This is a genomic window from Actinosynnema sp. NPDC059335 (genome assembly GCF_042752395.1).
Taxonomy (GTDB): Bacteria; Actinomycetota; Actinomycetes; order Mycobacteriales; family Pseudonocardiaceae; genus Actinosynnema.
In genome coordinates this window covers 7,075-23,738 of record NZ_JBHYXZ010000032.1, presented here as the reverse complement: position 1 = coordinate 23,738, position 16,664 = coordinate 7,075, and the positions used below count along the sequence as shown (strand labels likewise).

General features: G+C 74.1%; 12 protein-coding genes. 3 read left to right on the top strand and 9 right to left on the bottom strand.

What is annotated here, in order from left to right:
• Positions 1 to 13: 13 nt before the first annotated feature.
• Genes ACFXGA_RS12885 through ACFXGA_RS12870 form a run of 4 tightly spaced genes read right to left on the bottom strand, consistent with a single transcriptional unit; the run spans position 14 to position 4,694 of the window.
• On the bottom strand, positions 14 to 1,552 hold the full coding sequence (locus ACFXGA_RS12885; RefSeq protein ID WP_378087258.1) for an AMP-binding protein: 1,539 nt from the start codon (positions 1,550 to 1,552) through the stop codon (positions 14 to 16).
• On the bottom strand, positions 1,549 to 2,208 hold the full coding sequence (locus ACFXGA_RS12880) for an FMN-binding negative transcriptional regulator (protein ID WP_378087256.1): 660 nt from the start codon (positions 2,206 to 2,208) through the stop codon (positions 1,549 to 1,551). The genes ACFXGA_RS12885 and ACFXGA_RS12880 overlap by 4 nt, the downstream gene beginning before the upstream one ends.
• A gap of 10 nt (positions 2,209 to 2,218) precedes the next feature.
• Positions 2,219 to 3,487 (bottom strand): lysine N(6)-hydroxylase/L-ornithine N(5)-oxygenase family protein, encoded by a 1,269-nt coding sequence (locus tag ACFXGA_RS12875; RefSeq protein WP_378087254.1) that lies wholly within the window; start codon positions 3,485 to 3,487, stop codon positions 2,219 to 2,221.
• Between the two features lie 25 nt (positions 3,488 to 3,512).
• Positions 3,513 to 4,694 carry an NAD(P)/FAD-dependent oxidoreductase gene (locus ACFXGA_RS12870; protein ID WP_378087252.1) on the bottom strand — a complete coding sequence of 394 codons (1,182 nt, stop codon included), beginning with the start codon at positions 4,692 to 4,694 and terminating at the stop codon, positions 3,513 to 3,515.
• Between the two features lie 454 nt (positions 4,695 to 5,148).
• On the opposite strand from ACFXGA_RS12870, the gene ACFXGA_RS12865 reads away from it, so the two are divergent.
• Both ACFXGA_RS12865 and blsG read left to right on the top strand, forming a co-directional pair.
• A complete protein-coding gene (locus tag ACFXGA_RS12865) occupies positions 5,149 to 10,188 on the top strand; it encodes an amino acid adenylation domain-containing protein (RefSeq protein WP_378087250.1) in 5,040 nt (1,679 codons plus the stop codon).
• Positions 10,189 to 10,202: 14 nt separating this feature from the next.
• Complete coding sequence (blsG, locus tag ACFXGA_RS12860) at positions 10,203 to 11,351, top strand: arginine 2,3-aminomutase (protein WP_378087247.1); 1,149 nt, start codon at positions 10,203 to 10,205, stop codon at positions 11,349 to 11,351.
• A gap of 437 nt (positions 11,352 to 11,788) precedes the next feature.
• On the opposite strand, the gene ACFXGA_RS12855 is transcribed toward blsG, so the two are convergent.
• The 5 genes from ACFXGA_RS12855 to ACFXGA_RS12835 form a co-directional block, all read right to left on the bottom strand.
• Entirely contained in the window at positions 11,789 to 12,013 is a 225-nt protein-coding gene (locus tag ACFXGA_RS12855) for a hypothetical protein (RefSeq protein WP_378087245.1), read from the bottom strand.
• 4 nt (positions 12,014 to 12,017) lie between these two features.
• The gene (locus ACFXGA_RS12850; RefSeq protein ID WP_378087243.1) at positions 12,018 to 12,230 is read right to left on the bottom strand and encodes a hypothetical protein; all 213 of its coding nucleotides are present in this window, start codon (positions 12,228 to 12,230) and stop codon (positions 12,018 to 12,020) included.
• Positions 12,231 to 12,478: 248 nt separating this feature from the next.
• A complete protein-coding gene (locus ACFXGA_RS12845) occupies positions 12,479 to 13,207 on the bottom strand; it encodes a class I SAM-dependent methyltransferase (protein WP_378087241.1) in 729 nt (242 codons plus the stop codon).
• On the bottom strand, positions 13,204 to 14,424 hold the full coding sequence (locus tag ACFXGA_RS12840; protein WP_378087239.1) for a riboflavin synthase: 1,221 nt from the start codon (positions 14,422 to 14,424) through the stop codon (positions 13,204 to 13,206). The genes ACFXGA_RS12845 and ACFXGA_RS12840 overlap by 4 nt, the downstream gene beginning before the upstream one ends.
• A gap of 548 nt (positions 14,425 to 14,972) precedes the next feature.
• Positions 14,973 to 15,581 (bottom strand): alpha/beta fold hydrolase, encoded by a 609-nt coding sequence (locus ACFXGA_RS12835; protein WP_378087237.1) that lies wholly within the window; start codon positions 15,579 to 15,581, stop codon positions 14,973 to 14,975.
• A 203-nt stretch (positions 15,582 to 15,784) separates the two neighbouring features.
• On the opposite strand from ACFXGA_RS12835, the gene ACFXGA_RS12830 reads away from it, so the two are divergent.
• A complete protein-coding gene (locus ACFXGA_RS12830) occupies positions 15,785 to 16,513 on the top strand; it encodes a hypothetical protein (RefSeq protein ID WP_378087235.1) in 729 nt (242 codons plus the stop codon).
• Positions 16,514 to 16,664 lie beyond the last annotated feature (151 nt).

The following is a 16,664-nucleotide window of genomic DNA, read 5'->3' as shown; positions in this document are numbered from 1 at the left end:
TCGCCGTCGCACTTCAGAGCATCGCGGCGAGCGCCGCGGACACCGCCTCGCGGTCGACCTTCCCGCTCGGGGTGCGCGGCAGCGCGGGCAGCACGGCGACCGACTGCGGCACGGCGTGCTCGGGCAGCACGCCCTCAAGGGCCTTGAGCAGGCCCGGCACGTCCAGCTCGGCGCCCGCCTTCGCGGTGACGGCGGCGCGCAGGCTGCGCGCGCCCTCGCCCGCCTCCACCACGACGCACACCGCCGCCGCGACCCCCGGCTGCTCCAGCAGCCAGGCGTCCACCTCCAGCGGGTTCACCCGGTAGCCGCGGATCTTCACGTCGTGGTCCAGGCGGCTGAGGAACCACGCCACCCCGTCCGCGAACCGCACCAGGTCGCCGGTGCGGAACGCCCGCGTGTGGCCGTGCGGGGTCCGCGGCACCTCCACGTAACGGCGCTCGTTCAGCTCGGGCTGGTTCAGGTAGCCCAGCGCCACCGGCAGGCCCGCCACCAGCAGCTCGCCCACGTCCGGCACGTCCGGGTCGGTCGGGTCGAGCAGCAGCTCGCAGCCCGGCAGCGGCACGCCGATCGGCGGCAGCGCGGGCCACGACGAGGGCGGCCCGGTCAGCACGTGCGAGCTGACCATCGCCGACTCGCTCTGCCCGTAGTGGTTGGTCAGCCGGCACCCCGGCAGCCGCTCGAACAGCTCGCGGATCGCGGGCGTGCACACCAGCTGCTCGCCCGCCGTGTTGACCTCGACCAGCGCCAGGTGGTCCAGGGAGTCCTCGGCGGACGCCGCCACGGCCAGCATGGTCAGCGCCACGTTGGGCAGGAACAGCCGCTCCACCCGGTGCTCGGCGAGCCAGTCCAGCAGCTCGAACGGGTCCTGCCGCAGCTCCTCGGGCACGATCACCAGCGTGCCGCCGCCGCACAGCGTGCCCAGCACCTCCTGGAACGACACGTCGAAGTTCAGCGGCGCGAACTGGGCGGTGCGCAGGTCCGGCCGCGGCGAGTGGGTGCGCTGCCACTCGGCCATGCCGTCCAGGCAGCTGTGCGGGAGGGCGACGCCCTTCGGCCAGCCCGTCGAGCCGGACGTGTAGATCACGTACACCGGCAGGTCGGGCGAGCACGCCACCACGTCGTAGGCCGCGCCGGGACCGGGCGGGGGCACGGCCACCGGCACGGCGGGCGAGTCGAACGCGGGCCGCGCGCCGGCGTGCAGCAGCAGCGACGCGCCGCTGTCGGCCAGCATGTGGGTCAACCTGCGCTCCGGGTACTCCGCGTCCAGCGGCACGTAGGTGGCGCCGACCGCGGCCACCGCCAGGAACGCGGTCACGACCTCGGCGCTGCGGGCGCCCGCCACCGCGACCCGGTCGCCGGGGCGCACGCCCCGCTCGTGCAGCAGGGCGACGACCTCGCCGACCCACCCGTGCAGCCGGGCGTAGGTGAACGAGCGGTCGCCGTCGACCACGGCGACCCGCTCCGGGTGCTCGCGGGCCGCCCGCACCAGGGAGTCGAGCAGGCACGGCGGTCGCGCCGGGCCGCCCCACAGGGTCGGGGTCGCAGCGGTCATGTGCCCTCCACTTCGTCACGCCCCAGCCCGTGCAGCCGCATGATCCGGCACAGCTCCAGCGCCGTGCCCCGGCCGGCCTCGCCCAGGCTCGCCATGATCCGGGCCTGCACCTCGGGGGGCTTCTCCTGGCTGAGCTTGAACATCGAGTCCACCGACTCGACGTGGAACCGGAACGCACCCACGCCGCCGACGATCCGGCCGAAGTACTCGTGCGACGACTCGGCCACCCACCCGTCGCCGAACGCGGCCTCGAACACCTCCGCCGTCCGCTTCACCACGTCCAGCGACTCCTCCCGGCTGTCCAGCGGCTCCACCCGGCCGTGCAGGTGCACGGAGACGAAGTCCCAGGTCGGGGCGGCCGGCGAGGTGCGGTAGGTGGTCGGCGTGATGTAGGAGTTCGGCCCGGTGAAGATCAGCACCGCGGCCGGGCGGTCGGCCAGCGCGCGCCAGTGCCCGTTCGCCCGGTTGAGGTGGCCCCACAGCGTGGCGCCGACCAGGTCGCCGTCCTGCGGCGCGTCGGGCGGCCGGACGACGGGCAGGTGCGTGGCCAGCGGGGTGCGCGGCCCGTTGGTGACCAGCGTGGCCAGCGGGTAGTCCCGCACGATCGCGCGCGGCCACTCGTCGTGGGTGGCTCGGTACAGCGGTGGCACGTACATGGCGACCCCCTCACCGTCCGTGGCCGACGATCGACCGGACGATCTCCCCGGCCCGCACGGCCGTGGTCGACAGCAGGCCCGCGGACAGCCCGTGCGAGGGCTCGGCGACCGCGCCTTGGAGGTAGATGCCGCAGTGCACGGAGTCCGAGGTCACGACCCGGTAGTCCCGGTCCAGCACCGGCCGGCCCGTCGCGTCGAGCTTGGCCAGGCCGCGCAGCATCGGCGTCGGGTCCGCGGGCCGGTAGCCCGTCGCGCACACCACGGCGTCCACGTCGAGCGCGGACACGGCGCCGGTGGGCAGGTGCTCGACCCGCAGCGTCACCCCGTCGTCGGTCTCGACCAGGTCGTGCAACCGGGACGCGTTGACGATCCGCAACCGCGACGTGCCCAGCACCTGCTCCCGGTAGCGCGTCCGGTACAGGTGCGCGGACAGGTCGGCGTCCACCACCGAGTAGTTCGTGTTCGCGTGGTACGCCAGCAGCTGGGCCCGGGTGTTGGGCGGCGCGTCGAAGAACAGGTCGACCGCTTCCGGGTCGAACACCGCGTTGGCGAACGGGCTGTCGTCGGCCACGCTGTAGCCGTACCGGGAGAACACCGCGAGCACCTCCGCGCCGGGCAGCGCGCGGTGCAGGTGGTCGGTGACCTCGGCGGCGCTCTGGCCCGCCCCGATCACGGCCACCCGGCGCGGCTCCAGCGCCCCCAGCGCCTCCACCCGGTGCAGCAGCTCGCCGCTGTGCCAGACGCGGGCCGAGTCGCGCACGCCCGGCGGCAGCACCGGCACCAGGCCGGTGGCGATCACCACGTTGCGGGCGCGGTGGGTCGTGACCAGGCCGTCCCGGCGCACCAGCACGTCCAGGTGCTCGACCGCGCCGTCCTCGGCGACCGGTTCGATGCCGACCACCTCGCTGCCGTAGGCGACGGCGTCGGCGAAGTGCCCGGCCACCCACTCCAGGTAGTCGTGGAACTCGATCCGCAGCGGGTAGAGCGTCTTGCTGTTGATGAACCCCGGCAGCCGGCCCCGGGCGTGCAGGTAGGCCACGAAGCTGTGCCTGCTCGCGGGGTTGCGCATGGACACCAGGTCCTTGAGGAAGGACACCTGCATCGTCGCCCCGTCGAGCAGCATCCCCCGGTGCCAGCCGAACCGCGGTTGGCGCTCGAAGAAGCCGGCCGTCAGCGTGCCGACCTCCTCCAGCGCCACCGCGAGCGCCAGGTTCGACGGTCCGAACCCCACGCCGACGACGTCGGCAGCCGTGGTGATCCCGCGCGGTACCGCAGCCAAATCGCTCCGCCTCCCCAGTGGCGCGTCAGATTGAGTCGAGCAGCTCCTCGGTCAGGAGGTCCTCCATCGGCATGATCCCGGCGACGACCGCGAAGTAACCCGAGGTCAGCTCGGGGTCCGCGGCGATCGCGCGCAGCATCGCCAGGCGGGCGTCGGTGACCTCCAGCCGCGCGAGCCCCAAGGTGCCGTGGTAGCTCTCGACCAGCTCGTCGTCACGCCGCGCGGCCCAGGCGCGCAGCCCGGCGGCCCTCGCGCCGGGGTCGCGCAAACCGTCGCCGAGCGCGTCGGTCAGCAGCTCCGCCTGGAGGAAGGCGTTCGAGATGCCCTGCGCCGTGATCGTGTCCCGGTGGTGCCCCGCGTCGCCCACCAGCGCCCAGCCGCGACCCGCCGCCCGGCGGAAGAAGTTGCGCTGGTCGCCCGTGCCGACCAGCCTGCCGACCTGCTCGCCGCCCGCCAGCTGCCCGAACACCTCGCCCGCCGTGGTGGCCAGGGCGTCCAGGTGCGCGGCGCGCGGGTCGGCGCGGACCTCGTCGAACCGGTCCTGCGGGAAGTAGGTGGCGAGGACGGTCGCGCCGTCGTGCGTGGGGATGGTGGCGACCCAGCGCCCGGTGCGCTCGTGGAACCCGAAGCCGGTGTCGAGCCCGGTCCACAGCGAGTAGTACACGCAGCTCAGGCGCGGGTCCTCGACCTCGACGGGGGCCGCGACCAGCTCGGCGACCCGCGAGCGCATCCCGTCCGCGCCGACGACCAGGTGCGCCGGCGCGGCGACCTCGGCGCCCGAGGGCGCGCGGAACCGCACGCCCGTCACCGCGTCGCCGTCGCTCAGCAGCCCCCGCACCGACGAGCCGTCGGAGAACTCCGCGCCCGCCGCCACGGCCGCGTCGACCAGCACCTGGTCCAGCACGTGGCGGCGGGGGCCGTAAGCCGTGTCGACGCCCTCGAACGCAGGCGCGCGGCCGTGCAGTCGCACGTCGCCGACCGTGTAGGTGACCGTGTCCAACCGCGGCGCGCCCGAGGAGGCGATCGCGTCCAGCACGCCCCACCGGGCCAGCCTGGCCACGCCGGGCTGCTGGATGTAGAGCGTGGACATCGTGTCGGAGGGGAACCTGGCGCGGTCGAGCAGCAGGACCCGGTAGCCGCGGCGCGCGAGCAGGAGGGCGGTGGCCGCGCCCGCGACCCGGGCGCCCACCACCACGGCGTCGTGCATGCCCGCCCCCCTCGACCGCCCGACCGGCCTATCCGGCACGGTGGTGACAAATGTGGATAAAGCGATCGGTAAACGGGTCCGGCTAACTGTGCGGAATATCGCTTATCCCATCGCAACGTAACTCATCTCCGGACGGAGCGCAACGGGCCGAAAAAGCCTGTGCTGGCTTGGGAAAACGCCCTGAGTTCGCTCCCTTGACAACCCCTGGGGTGACTGCTGTAGTGGCCAGGGGAAGCGGCAAGCGCTGGGGGTGGAGATGCCGCGAAGTTCGTCGCAGTAGTCGGGTGGATTAGGCCGACCGGGTGTTCCACGACCTGTTCGGACCTGTACGTAAATGCGGGTGGTGGCGCACCGGAAATCTCCCGGCGCCCCGGTCGGGTCGCACCGCGCGATGACGCCGTGCCGCGCTCCGGGGCGGGCGCGTCCGCATGCCCGCGAACGGAGGGGACTGACGATGGCCGACAGTGTCGCGCAAGCCAGGCGGGAGCTCCTGCGCCGGATGCTCTCCTCCGGGGCGCCCGCCGCCGGGTCGCTCCCCTCCGGGGGACGCGCGCCGGCCGGGCCGGTGCGGACTACCGAACGACCCGACCGCGTCCCGACGTCGGCCGCGCAGAACCGGCTGTGGTTCCTCGACCAGCTCAACGGGCCGAACGCGGCCTACAACGTGCCGTTCGCGCTCCGGCTGCGCGGACCCCTGGACGAGGACGCGCTCTGGGGCGCGCTGGACGACCTGGTGGCGCGGCACGAGGTGCTGCGGACGACCTTCGAGGTCGTGGACGACGAGGTCTACCAGGTGATCGGCGACCCGTGGGCGCTGCCGCGCGACGTGGTGGACCTGCGCGCGCTGCCCGCCGCCGACCGCGAGGCGGCGGTCGAGGAGGCCGTCCGGTCCGCCGCCGCCCGACCGTTCCGCCTGGACGCCGAGCCGCTGCTGCGGGCGTCGCTGCTGCGCGCGGACGACCACGAGCACCACCTCGTGCTGAACCTGCACCACATCGTCACCGACGGCTGGTCCGAGGGCATCCTGTTCCGCGAGTTCGGGCAGCTGTACTCGGCGCGCACGCGCCACGTGCCCGCGGACCTGCCGCCGGCCGCCCAGTACGCCGACTACGCGGTGTGGGAGGCGGGGCAGGCGGGCGGTCCGCTGTTCGAGGCGCAGCTCGCGCACTGGCGCGAGCGCCTGTCCGGCCACCTGGGCGAGGCGGGCATCCCGGCCGACCGGCCGCGCCCGGACGGGTCGAGCACGCGCGGCGACAACGTGCCCGTGCCCGCGCCGGCGGACCTGCGCGCCCGGCTGGGCGGCACGTCCCTGTTCACCGGCGTGACCGCGGCGCTCGCGGTGCTGCTGCACCGGTACGGCGACCAGGACCGGGTGATCATCGGCGTGCCGGTGGTCAACCGCACCCGCTCGGACTGGGAGAGCGCCGTCGGGTTCTTCGCCAACACCGTGGCGCTCCGCGTGGACCTGTCCGACAACCCGACGCTGGCGCAGGTCGCCGAGCGGGTCACCGCGGAGGTCCTGGACGCCCTCACCCACCAGCACGTGCCGTTCGACCGGGTCGTGGACGCGCTGGACGCCCAGCGCGGCGCGGGCATGAACCCCGTGTTCCAGGTGATGTGCTCGGTCAACGCCACCACCCCGCCGCCGGAGATGGCCGGGTTGGACGTGCGGCTGCGGGCGATGGACAACGACACCGCGAAGTTCGACCTCGAACTGGCCGTGGAGTACGACGACCACGGCGTCGAGTGCCGCTTCGAGTACGCCACCGACCTGTTCGACCGGCCGACGGTCGAAGCGTTGTCCGCGCGCTACCTCCTCGTCCTGGACGCGCTGCTCACCGCCCCGGGGACCCGGGTGGGCGACCTCGCGCTGGCCGACGAGGCCGAGGCGACCGTCGTGCTGGACGGCGTGCCGGCCGTGCTGCGCGACCGCTACGGCGCGCCGGTCCCCGTCGGCGTGCCGGGTCGCGTGTGGGTGGACGGCCGCGAGGACGGTCGCCTGGCCCGCGTCCGCCGGGACGGCGTCGTGGAGGAAGTACGGTCCGAAGTGGACGGACCCGCCCGCCCGGAGGAGTTCCTCGAACCGGCCACGCCGGTCGAGCGCGAGCTGGCCGCCATGTGGGCCGAGGTGCTCGGCCGCGGGCGGGTGAGCCGGGACGAGGACTTCTTCCGCGGCGCGGGCGGCGACTCGATGCTGGCGACCAAGGTCGTGGTGAGGGTGCGGCGCAAGTGGGGCGTGCGGATCACCGTGCGGCAGATGCTCCGGTTCCCCGTGCTGAAGGACCTGGCCGCCCACCTCGCCCCGCTGCTGACCGGGGCCGCGCCGGACGACGCGTCGGTGATCCGCGCCGACGCCGCGGCGGAGGACGTGCCGCTGTCGTTCGCCCAGCAGCGCTTGTGGTTCATCGACCAGCTCGAACCCGACAGCGCCGCCTACAACATCGCCGAGGTGCTGGACCTCACCGGCCCGTTGCGGGTCGACGCGCTGGAGCGCGCGCTCAACGCCGTCGTGGCGCGGCACGCGGCGTTGCGCACGTCGGTGGCCGTCGTGGACGGCGTGCCGATGCAGCGGATCGCGCCCGCGTTGGAGCTGACCGTCGCCGTGGTGGCGGGGCGGTCGCCCGAGCAGGCGGTGGCCGAGGCGTGGCGCGAGGCGGACCGGCCGTTCGACCTGACCTCCGGGCCGCTGCTGCGCGCCGCGGTGTACCCGACGGGCCCGGACCGGCACCTGCTCGCGTTCACCTGGCACCACCTGGTGTTCGACGGCTGGTCGCAGGACCTGTTCATCCGCGAGCTGACCGCCTTCTACGCCCGCGAGACCGGGCGCGACGTGGCCGTGCCGCCACCACCGGTGATCCAGTACGCCGACTACGCGCGGTGGCAGCGCGCCTCCCTGCGCGACGCCGAGCTGGCGCGGTTGCAGGACTTCTGGTCCACCACCCTGGACGGCGCGCCCGCGCTGCTGGAGCTGCCCACCGACCGGCCCCGCCCCGCGGTGCGCGGCACCACCGGCGGCAGCCGGTTCCACGACCTGCCGCCCGACCTGGTCGACGGCCTGCGCGGGGTCGCGGACCGGCACGGCGTCACGCTGTACCTGGTGCTGTTCGCCGCGTTCAACGCGCTGCTGGCCCGCCACACCGGGCAGACCGACATCGTGGTCGGCGGCACCACGGCCAACCGCGCCACCGAGGAGACCGAGGGCGTCATCGGCCTGTTCGTCAACACCCTCGCGCTGCGCACGGACGTGTCGGGCAACCCCGCGTTCGGCGAGCTGGCGGCCCGTGCCCGCGACACCGTCACGGCCGCCTACGCCCACCAGGACCTGCCGCTCGAACAGGTGGTGGAGCTGCTGCGGGTGGAGCGGTCGTCCAGCCGCACGCCGCTGTTCCAGGTGCTGTTCGACTACCAGGAGGGCAGCTGGTCCGCGCTGGAGCTGGACGGGCTGACCGTGCGGCGGCTGCGCGGCGAGGACAACGCGGCCATGTTCGACCTGACGTTCGTCGTCGTGGTCGACGCCGACGGACTGCACTGCGACCTCCAGTACGCCACCGACCTGTTCGACGGGGCCACGGCCGTGCGGCTGCTGGACCGGTGGGAGACGCTGTTGCGCGCCGTCGTGCGCGACCCGGACGCCCGCGTGCACGACCTGGACGTGCTGCCCGACGCCGAGCGCGAGCTGGTGCTGCGGCGGTTCGGCGCGCCCCGCCCGGCCACCGGCAGCCGGCGCCCGGTGCCCGCCCGGATCGCGGCGCAGGCCGCGCGACGACCCTCGGCGACCGCCCTGGTGCACGGCGACCGGCGCACCTCGTACGCGGACCTGGACGACCTCTCGGCCCGGCTCGCCGCACACCTGGTGGCGCTGGGCGTCCGTCGCGGCGACCGGGTGGTGGTGTGCGCGCCGCGCGGGATCGAGTACGTGATCGGCTCCCTGGCCGCGATGCGCGCCGGCGCGGCGTACGCCCCCGTGGACGCCGCGTTCCCCGCGGCCCGCGTGGCGCAGGTGCTCGCCACGGCCGGCGCGGCGGCGGTGCTGGTCACGGGGGAGACCCGGCACCTCGTCGAGGGCTTCGCGGGCCCCGTCGTCGCGGTGGACGAACCGCGCGACCCCGCGCCCGCCCCCACCGTGCCGATCGGCCCCGACGACGCCGCCTACGTCATCCACACCTCCGGTTCGACCGGGCAGCCGAAGGGCGTGCTGCTCGACCACGGCGGGCTGGCGCTGCGCGTCGACTGGTACAACGCCGACTGCGCGACGACCGAGCACGACCGGATGACGCAGATCGCGGGCACCGGGTTCGACGTGTCCGTGCTGGAGATCTGGTCGGCCCTGGCCGCGGGCGCCGAGCTGCACCTCGCCGACCCGGACACCACCGCCTCCGGCGAGCACGCCGTGCGCTGGCTGACCGAGCACCGCATCACGATCGGGTTCCTGCCCACGCCGCTGTGCGAACTCGCGCTCGACGTGCCGTGGCCCGCCGACAGCCCGCTGCGGGTGCTGACCACCGGCGGCGACGCGCTGCGCAAGCGACCTCCCGCCGACGCGCCGTTCACCCTGCTCAACATGTACGGCCCGGCCGAGGCCACGGTGGTCACCACGAGCTGCGACGTGCCGGCGACCGGGTCGCGGGTGCCGCCCATCGGCATCCCGCTGCCCGCCACCCGCGTGCACGTGCTCGACCGCCACCTGCGCCCGGTGGGCGTGGGCGTGCCCGGCGACCTGCACGTCGGCGGGCCGGGCGTGGCCCTCGGCTACGTCGGCCGGCCCGACCTCACCGCGGACCGGTTCGTGCCGGACCCGTTCGGCTCCGGCGAGCGCCTCTACCGCACCGGCGACCTCGTCCGCTGGCTGCCCGACGGCTCGCTGGACTACCTCGGCCGCCTCGACACCCAGGTCCAGGTGCGCGGGTTCCGCGTCGAGCCGGGCGAGGTCGAAGCCGTCCTGCTCGCGCGCCCCGACGTCACCGACGCCGTCGTGGTGGCCCGCGACGTGCCGGGCGTCGGCCCGCTCCTCGTCGCCTACGTCGTCGGCGACGCGGACCCCGAAGCCCTGCGGGCGCACCTGCGCGATCGGCTGCCGGACTACATGGTGCCCGCGACGGTGCACCCGCTGCCCGCGCTGCCGCTCAACCGCAGCGGCAAGGTCGACCGGGCCGCGCTGCCCGAACCGGACCGCGCGGGCGGCGAGGAGCACGTCGCGCCGCGCACGGACGTGGAGAAGGCCGTCGCGGCGATCTGGTGCGAGCTGCTGCGCGTGGACCGCGTCGGCGTGCACGCGAACTTCTTCGCGCTGGGCGGGCACTCGCTGCTCGCCACCCAGGTCGTCACCCGCCTGCGCGCGCAGTTGCACTGCGACCTGCCCGTCCGCCAGCTCTTCGAGACACCGACCGTGGCGGAACTGGCCGCGGTCCTGACGACGGCCACGACCGCCGGACCGGTCGAACCCGCGGTCGTGAAGCGGGAACGCCGCCTTCAGCAGCTCCCAGCCACCTCCTGAGCAACGGAGAACACATGTCGGAGTCATTCGCCGCGCCCGCTTCGGCGCCGGGCTCGCCCACCCCCGAGCAGTGGTCGGACTGGCGCTGGCACATGCGCAACCGCGTCACCAACCTCGACAAGCTGCGCGAGTGGGTGAAGGTCAGCCCCGCGGAGGAAGAGGCGATCGCGGAGACGGCGGGCAAGTACCGCTGGAGCGTGACGCCGTACTACGCGTCGTTGATGGACCCCGAGGACCCCGACTGCCCGGTCCGGTTGCAGGCCGTGCCGTCGCACGGCGAGCTGCTGGAGTTCCCGGACGCCGACGTGGACCCGGTCGGCGACATGTTCTACCGCAAGACCAACCGCATCGTGCACAAGTACCCCGACCGGGTGATCATGTTGATCACCGAGTCGTGCCCGGTGTACTGCCGCCACTGCACCCGCAAGTTCCACACCACCGACGTGGAGGGCACCTACTTCCGCGACAACGAGGGCGGGGACTTCGAGGAGGACTTCCGCTACATCCGGGAGCACCCGGAGATCCGCGACGTCCTGCTCACCGGCGGCGACCCGCTGTCCTACCGGGACGAGAAGCTGGAGACCATCATCTCCGGCCTGCGCGCCATCCCGAGCGTCGAGATCATCCGCATCGGCAGCAGGTTCCCCGTGCTGCTGCCGCAGCGCATCACCGACGAGTTCTGCGAGATGCTGTCCCGGTACCACCCGGTGTGGCTGAACACCCACTTCAACCACTCGCGGGAGATCACGCCCGAGGCGGCCGCCGCCGTGGACCGCCTGCTGCGCCACGGCGTGCCGGTCGGCAACCAGACCGTGCTGCTCAAGGGCATCAACGACGACGTGGACACGATGCGCAAGTTGATGACGGACCTGCTGCGCATCCGGGTCCGGCCGTACTACCTCTACCACTGCGACAACGTCACCGGCGTCTCCCACTTCATGACCTCGATCGAGAAGGGGTGGGAGATCATGGAGGGCCTGCAGGGGCACATGACCGGCTTCGGCGTGCCGCAGTACGTGCTGACCACGCGGATCGGCAAGATCCCGGTCAGCCTGCCCTACCACGAGGTGGTCGAGGACGGCCTGGCGCTGCGCAACTACCGGGGCCAGACGATGACCGTGACCGGCGAGCACTACCGGGTGAGCAAGCCGCCGTCGGACTGAGACCGCCCGTCCCCGACATCGGGATCGGAGCTGATCGAAGGGGCGCACCGCACACCGGCCGACGGGTTCCGCGCAGGCACGGAACCCGTGACGGGGTCACGGCCTTGACCGTGCCCCCGTCGTCGGCGGGCGGTGGTCCGGACGACGCGCGCCGACGAACCCGGTCGTCGGTGGCGCGGGTGGCGCGGTCGGCCTGGTGGTCCGGACGTTCCACGAACCTCCGCACGGCGTGCACCCGCGGCCGGCACCTGCCGTTCGCCCCGCCACCAACCAGGATCACCGGCAGGTCGAGCCGGGATCGGACGGCCCGGGATCGTCAGCCGGCGGTGGGCAGCCGGCGGTGGGCAGCCGGTGGTGAGCAGCCGGTGGTGAGCAGCCGGTGGTGAGCAGCCGGCGGTGGGCAGCCGGTGGTCGCCCGCACCGGGGGCGAAACCCGGCTACGGGTAGTAGACGGCGTAGAGCGCGTAGGTGCCCGACCCGTCGGGACGGCACTCGTAGTCCCACCAGCCCTCGTCACCCTGCTGCACCGCGCCGGCCACCACGCAGTCGTCCAACGACGGGTAGCTCGCGACGTACCGCGTCCGGCCCGCCGCCTGGGCGGGCGCACCGACGACCACCGCCACCACCGCGGCGAGCGCGACGGCGAGCTTCACGCGCGCCACGCGGTCACACGCCGTTCGCGAAGTAGAACCACGCGAACACCCGCGGCTGGCACACCTGGCCCGAGCTGCGGGTGTCCTGCTTCCGGTCGGCCTCGCACTGCTCGAACACGTCGTACGGCCCGACCCACTCGCCGATCTCCGTGGCGGACGCGGGCACGGTCACCCCGGCCACCACGACGGCCACCGCCGTCACGAACCCCAGCAGGGCACCGCGCATGTGCGCCTCCTCCTCGGACCACGTGCCCCCACCGTGCCGGCCCGCTCCGCCCGCCGTCGACAGCCGACCCCCGAGTGGCCGATACGGCATACCGATCCCGACCGCCGCGTCGCCCCTCATCGGGTGACGTCGCCGAGATCGCCCCGACCGAGGACCGGCGTGCCGGGGCCGTGCGGGACCACCCTCGGCCGCCGCTCCGGGTCGTCATCCCGCGCGACCACCACGTCGGAGGCGCCGCCGACCCGCGTTCACCCCTCACCGCGGCGGGCGGCCAGCACCAGCACCGGCGGTCGCCGCAGGTGCTCGGCCAGCCCGGGGTGCGCCGCGACGTCCGGCACCGGCTCGTCAACGGCGGTCAGCTCCAGGCCGGCGGCGAGGAGCGCACCGATCAGCGTGCTCACCCGCCGGTGGTGCTTGCGCACGCCCTCGATGATCCAGTCCTGGGTCCGCGGGCCTTCCGCCGCGTAGTCGTCGACCGGCCACACCGTGCCGTGCTCCGTGCGCAACCACCCGGTCATGGGGTCGGCCGCGGTGCAGACGGGGTGCTCGACCGAGAACGCGAACCGCCCGCCCGGCCGCAACCAGCGCGCGACCCGCCGCACCAACCCCGGGTAGTCGGCGACGTAGTGCAGGGCGAGGCTGCTGACGACCAGGTCCGCCGAGGACGGGGGCAGCGCGAGGTCGTCCAGGTCGGCGCGCAGCAGGCGGACCCGCGGGTGCGGGGTGGACAGCGCCAGCATGCGCCGGGACGAGTCCACCGCCAGGACGTCCGCCGCTCCCGCGTCGGCCAGCCGGCGTGCCAGAGCGCCGGTTCCGCAGCCCAGGTCGACCACCGCCGCCCCCGCCACGGGAGGCAGCACCCGTGCCAGGGCGGGGACCTCGACGGCGTCGTTGATCGCGGCGGCCGAACCCCGCAGCAGGCGGTACTCCTCGAAGAACCGGTCGTCGTCGTAGAGGTCGCGTCCCGCCGTGCTCACAGGTACTTCCGGAGGTCGTCCACGTCGACCAGCGGCAGACCCCAGCGCAGCGCGGCGACCTCCAGGTCGGCGGCCCTCGCCATGGTCCCGTCCGGGTTCATGACCTCGCAGCACACCCCGACCGGGGGCAGGCCGGCCGCCACGCACAGGGCCACGGTGGACTCGGTGTGGCCGCCGCGCTCGGCGAGCCCCCCGGGACGCGCGGCGAGCGGGAAGACGTGGCCCGGCCCGATGAAGTCGCCCGGTACGGCGCGCGGGTCGGCGAGGCGGCGGACGGTGGCCGCGCGCTCGGCCGCGGACACCCCGGTGCCGGCGCCGGCGGCCAGGTCCACCGGGACGTGCGCGCGGGTGCCGTGCCGGTCACCCGGTCCGGGGATGGGACCGATCCCCAGCCGCTCCAACACCTCGGGCGCGCACGGCACCGTCGGGTGGCCGCAGACCTGGGTGAGCAGGAAGGTGAACGCCTCCGGCCGCAGGTTCGCCCCCGCGAACACCACGTCGCCCTCGCCCTCCAGGTCCGGGTCCCACACCACCACCGCACCGCCCGCGGCGAGCTGCGCGACGGCCTCCTGCACACCACGCGCGCCCGAGCGGCGTCCCGCCCACGGCAGCGCCGCGACCGCCTCGGTCACCGCGCGTCCGGGGTCGGCGGGCCAGCGCCGCGCCAGGCGGGTGAGGAGGTCGGGTTCCAGGTTCACGCGATCACCGGCCGCCAGGTCGCCGAGGGTGGTGTTCGCCACCGTGACGGGGACCAGTGCGACGGAGAAGCGGTCGCGGGACACGTCGGCGACGGTCAGGCTGACCCCGTCGACGGCGATCTGTCCTTTCGGGACGACCAGCGGGAGGAACCGCTCCGGCGGCTTGATCCACAACCGCCTGGCGGTCGTCTCGTCGTCGACCCGGACGACCTTGCCCACGGCGTCCACGTTGCCCTGCACCAGGTGACCGCCCACGCGGTCGCCCAACGCCAGCGGCGCCTCCACGTTGACCCGCGCGCCGGGCGCGATCGAGTCCAACGTGGACCTCCGCCGGGTCTCCGGCGACAGCGCCGCCGCCAGGGCGCCCGACCCCCGCTCGTCGGGGACGACGGTGAGCCCGACGCCGTTCAGGCAGATCGACCCGGGGCCGGCGGTGGCCGTCCCGGGCGCGCTGACCGCGATGCCCGTCCGGTCGACGGCCAGCACCGTGCCGACCTCGTGGATGTGTCCGGTGTACATGTGACTCCGCCTCTCGACCGCGGGAGGTCGGTCCTCACCGCGCGCGGGAACAGGGGCCGCGCCAACGGGCCCGAGCAGAGGCGGGGTCTCACCGCGTGGCCTCGGAATCGCACCGAGTCGTCCCGCCGTGACCGGCGGAACCGGTGGGCTCTCACCACCGCACCTTGGAATCGCACCGAAACCCTTATACCACCGCCCGGTGGTCGGGATCAACGTGGCCGAAGGCGGCCAGGTCGCGTCAGCGCGCGATGTCCTGGCGCGTGTCGCCCATATCGGAGACACGTCTTCCGACCGGGCGGGCCTCGAAGACGGGGTGCCGGTGCGCACGTCGTCGGCAGCCGTGGCGTCCCGCCCCGAACACGGATGCCTGGGCGACGCCGGTGGCAACTGGCTCCACGGTCCGCTGCAAAGCCCGGCCGGCGCGTCGGGCGCGTCACCGGAATCCACGGTGGGGCCGGACACCATGTGCAGCCCTCGGACGATCGCGGCCGGTTGCTCTCCCTGCTCCGGTGACGTCGGACATCAGACTGTCGGAATGGGGCCGAACGTCATCGGCCGGCGAACTCGGTGATCGTGGCGAGGAACCGGTCGAGGTGAGCGGCGAAGCCCGGATCGGGCGGTTCCGGGCAACCGGGAAGCTCCTCGCTGTCCGGGACCAGCCGCAGGAGCGCGTCGACTGTTCGCCGTTGGTGGGCCCGATTCCCGGGATTCGAGGGGAGTACGCCGGTCTGCATGGCGAGGCCGGCCAGTTCGTCGTCGGTGACGCCCCGCAGCGTCTGCCCGTCCAGCAGCGCACGGATGTCCTGGTCCGACGCGCCGAGCGAGGCCAGATCGGCTCGGGCGCGGAAGTCCACGGCAGCGTCCCCGGCGGTCGCGGGCCAGGCCAGCAACAGTCCTTCGACCAGATGCGGAAACGCCAGCGCCAGGCGGACGGCCGCCGAGCATCCGTTCGACCCGGCCACGACGGTCACGGGGTGCCGGGGCAGGACAGCCGCCAGGTGCTCGGCTTCGGCGGCCCAGTGGGGCGGCCGCCGGGGACGGTCGGGGGCCAGGACGCGGAAGCCTTCCTCGCGCAGGGCCGGGGAGATTCCGGGCAACGTCCAGAACCGGTCGGCGTTCATGCCGTCCCCCAGACCTCCGTGGACCAGCAAGATCATGGGGTTGTGGCCCGGCCCGCGGTGGGATGCAGGGCACCCTCCCGCGGCCCCACTGCCGGAGGTCGGCCGGGGCGTAGGTGTCGATCGCCGTGACGCGTGCATCAGTCGGTCGTACACCCTGATCGAGAAGTCGCGCGACGCGGCCGGCGCGTTCACCGTTGCGACCCGCCAGACCGGCGCTGTCTGGTATCGATGGTGACCGGATGCGGTCGATGGGGGGCAAGGTGGCGAGCGGCGACGAACCGGGACCGGAGCGGATCGACCAGGTGGGCAGCGCGGCGAACGGCTCCAACGTCAACCAGGCCGGCCGGGACGTCAAGGTGTACGGCGTGGACCTGCACGTCCCGGGTTGGGCGTGGGTTGCGGTCGGCGTGTCGGTGGTGGTGGCGGCAGCCGCTGTCACCTGGGCGACCTGGAACGGACCGACCACCGGATCACCGGTGCTCGACGCAGAACGCCCCGCGACCACGACCACGGCGACGACCACGACGTCGCCGGCCCCGCCGGAAGCATCCACTGCAACCACCCGACCGCCGACCGCCACGACGACGCCGACACCCGCACCTGCGACCGTCTGGTGGACGGGCAACCTGGAGCTGGGCGGCTACGGCGGCCCGGGCGGCGGTTGGTGGCTGGACCAGAGCCCGCCCGGCCCGGCCGTGACCGGGGACCTCTACTACGGGTCGGAGAACGAAGTCGCGGGCGTTGCCGTGGTCGAGTGGGACGGAGCGATCCCCCCGGACCTGGCGCAGTGCGCGAACCTGCTGGACACCAACCTCGGCCGGAAATGGACAGCCGTCCGCCGCGGCACCACCGCGTGCCTCCGAACCCGTGGCGGCCGGGTCGGCTACTTCACCGTGACCCGAACCCCCGGGCCCAACGAACTGACCCCGTCGATCAGCGTGACGGCCACCGTGTGGGACCTGGAGTAGGGCCCACGGGCGACCGCCCCCGACCAAGGCGTGCTCGACCGCGCCTTCGTGCTGGACGAGCGGTCGACGCCGGCTGCGGCCGCGAACGCACCCCCGACAACCGGGCCGCGGGGCGCCCGGGCGGGGGGCCGCGGGGGGGGCGGGGGCGGGG

What these genes read in the sequence shown, in the direction of transcription:
- ACFXGA_RS12885 (WP_378087258.1), bottom strand. Translation starts at nt 1,552, where the DNA reads ATGACCGCTGCGACCCCGACCCTGTGGGGCGGCCCGGCGCGACCGCCG.
- ACFXGA_RS12880 (WP_378087256.1), bottom strand. Translation starts at nt 2,208, where the DNA reads ATGTACGTGCCACCGCTGTACCGAGCCACCCACGACGAGTGGCCGCGC.
- ACFXGA_RS12870 (WP_378087252.1), bottom strand. Translation starts at nt 4,694, where the DNA reads ATGCACGACGCCGTGGTGGTGGGCGCCCGGGTCGCGGGCGCGGCCACC.
- ACFXGA_RS12865 (WP_378087250.1), top strand. Translation starts at nt 5,149, where the DNA reads ATGGCCGACAGTGTCGCGCAAGCCAGGCGGGAGCTCCTGCGCCGGATG.
- blsG (WP_378087247.1), top strand. Translation starts at nt 10,203, where the DNA reads ATGTCGGAGTCATTCGCCGCGCCCGCTTCGGCGCCGGGCTCGCCCACC.
- ACFXGA_RS12850 (WP_378087243.1), bottom strand. Translation starts at nt 12,230, where the DNA reads ATGCGCGGTGCCCTGCTGGGGTTCGTGACGGCGGTGGCCGTCGTGGTG.
- ACFXGA_RS12840 (WP_378087239.1), bottom strand. Translation starts at nt 14,424, where the DNA reads ATGTACACCGGACACATCCACGAGGTCGGCACGGTGCTGGCCGTCGAC.
- ACFXGA_RS12835 (WP_378087237.1), bottom strand. Translation starts at nt 15,581, where the DNA reads ATGATCTTGCTGGTCCACGGAGGTCTGGGGGACGGCATGAACGCCGAC.
- ACFXGA_RS12830 (WP_378087235.1), top strand. Translation starts at nt 15,785, where the DNA reads ATGCGGTCGATGGGGGGCAAGGTGGCGAGCGGCGACGAACCGGGACCG.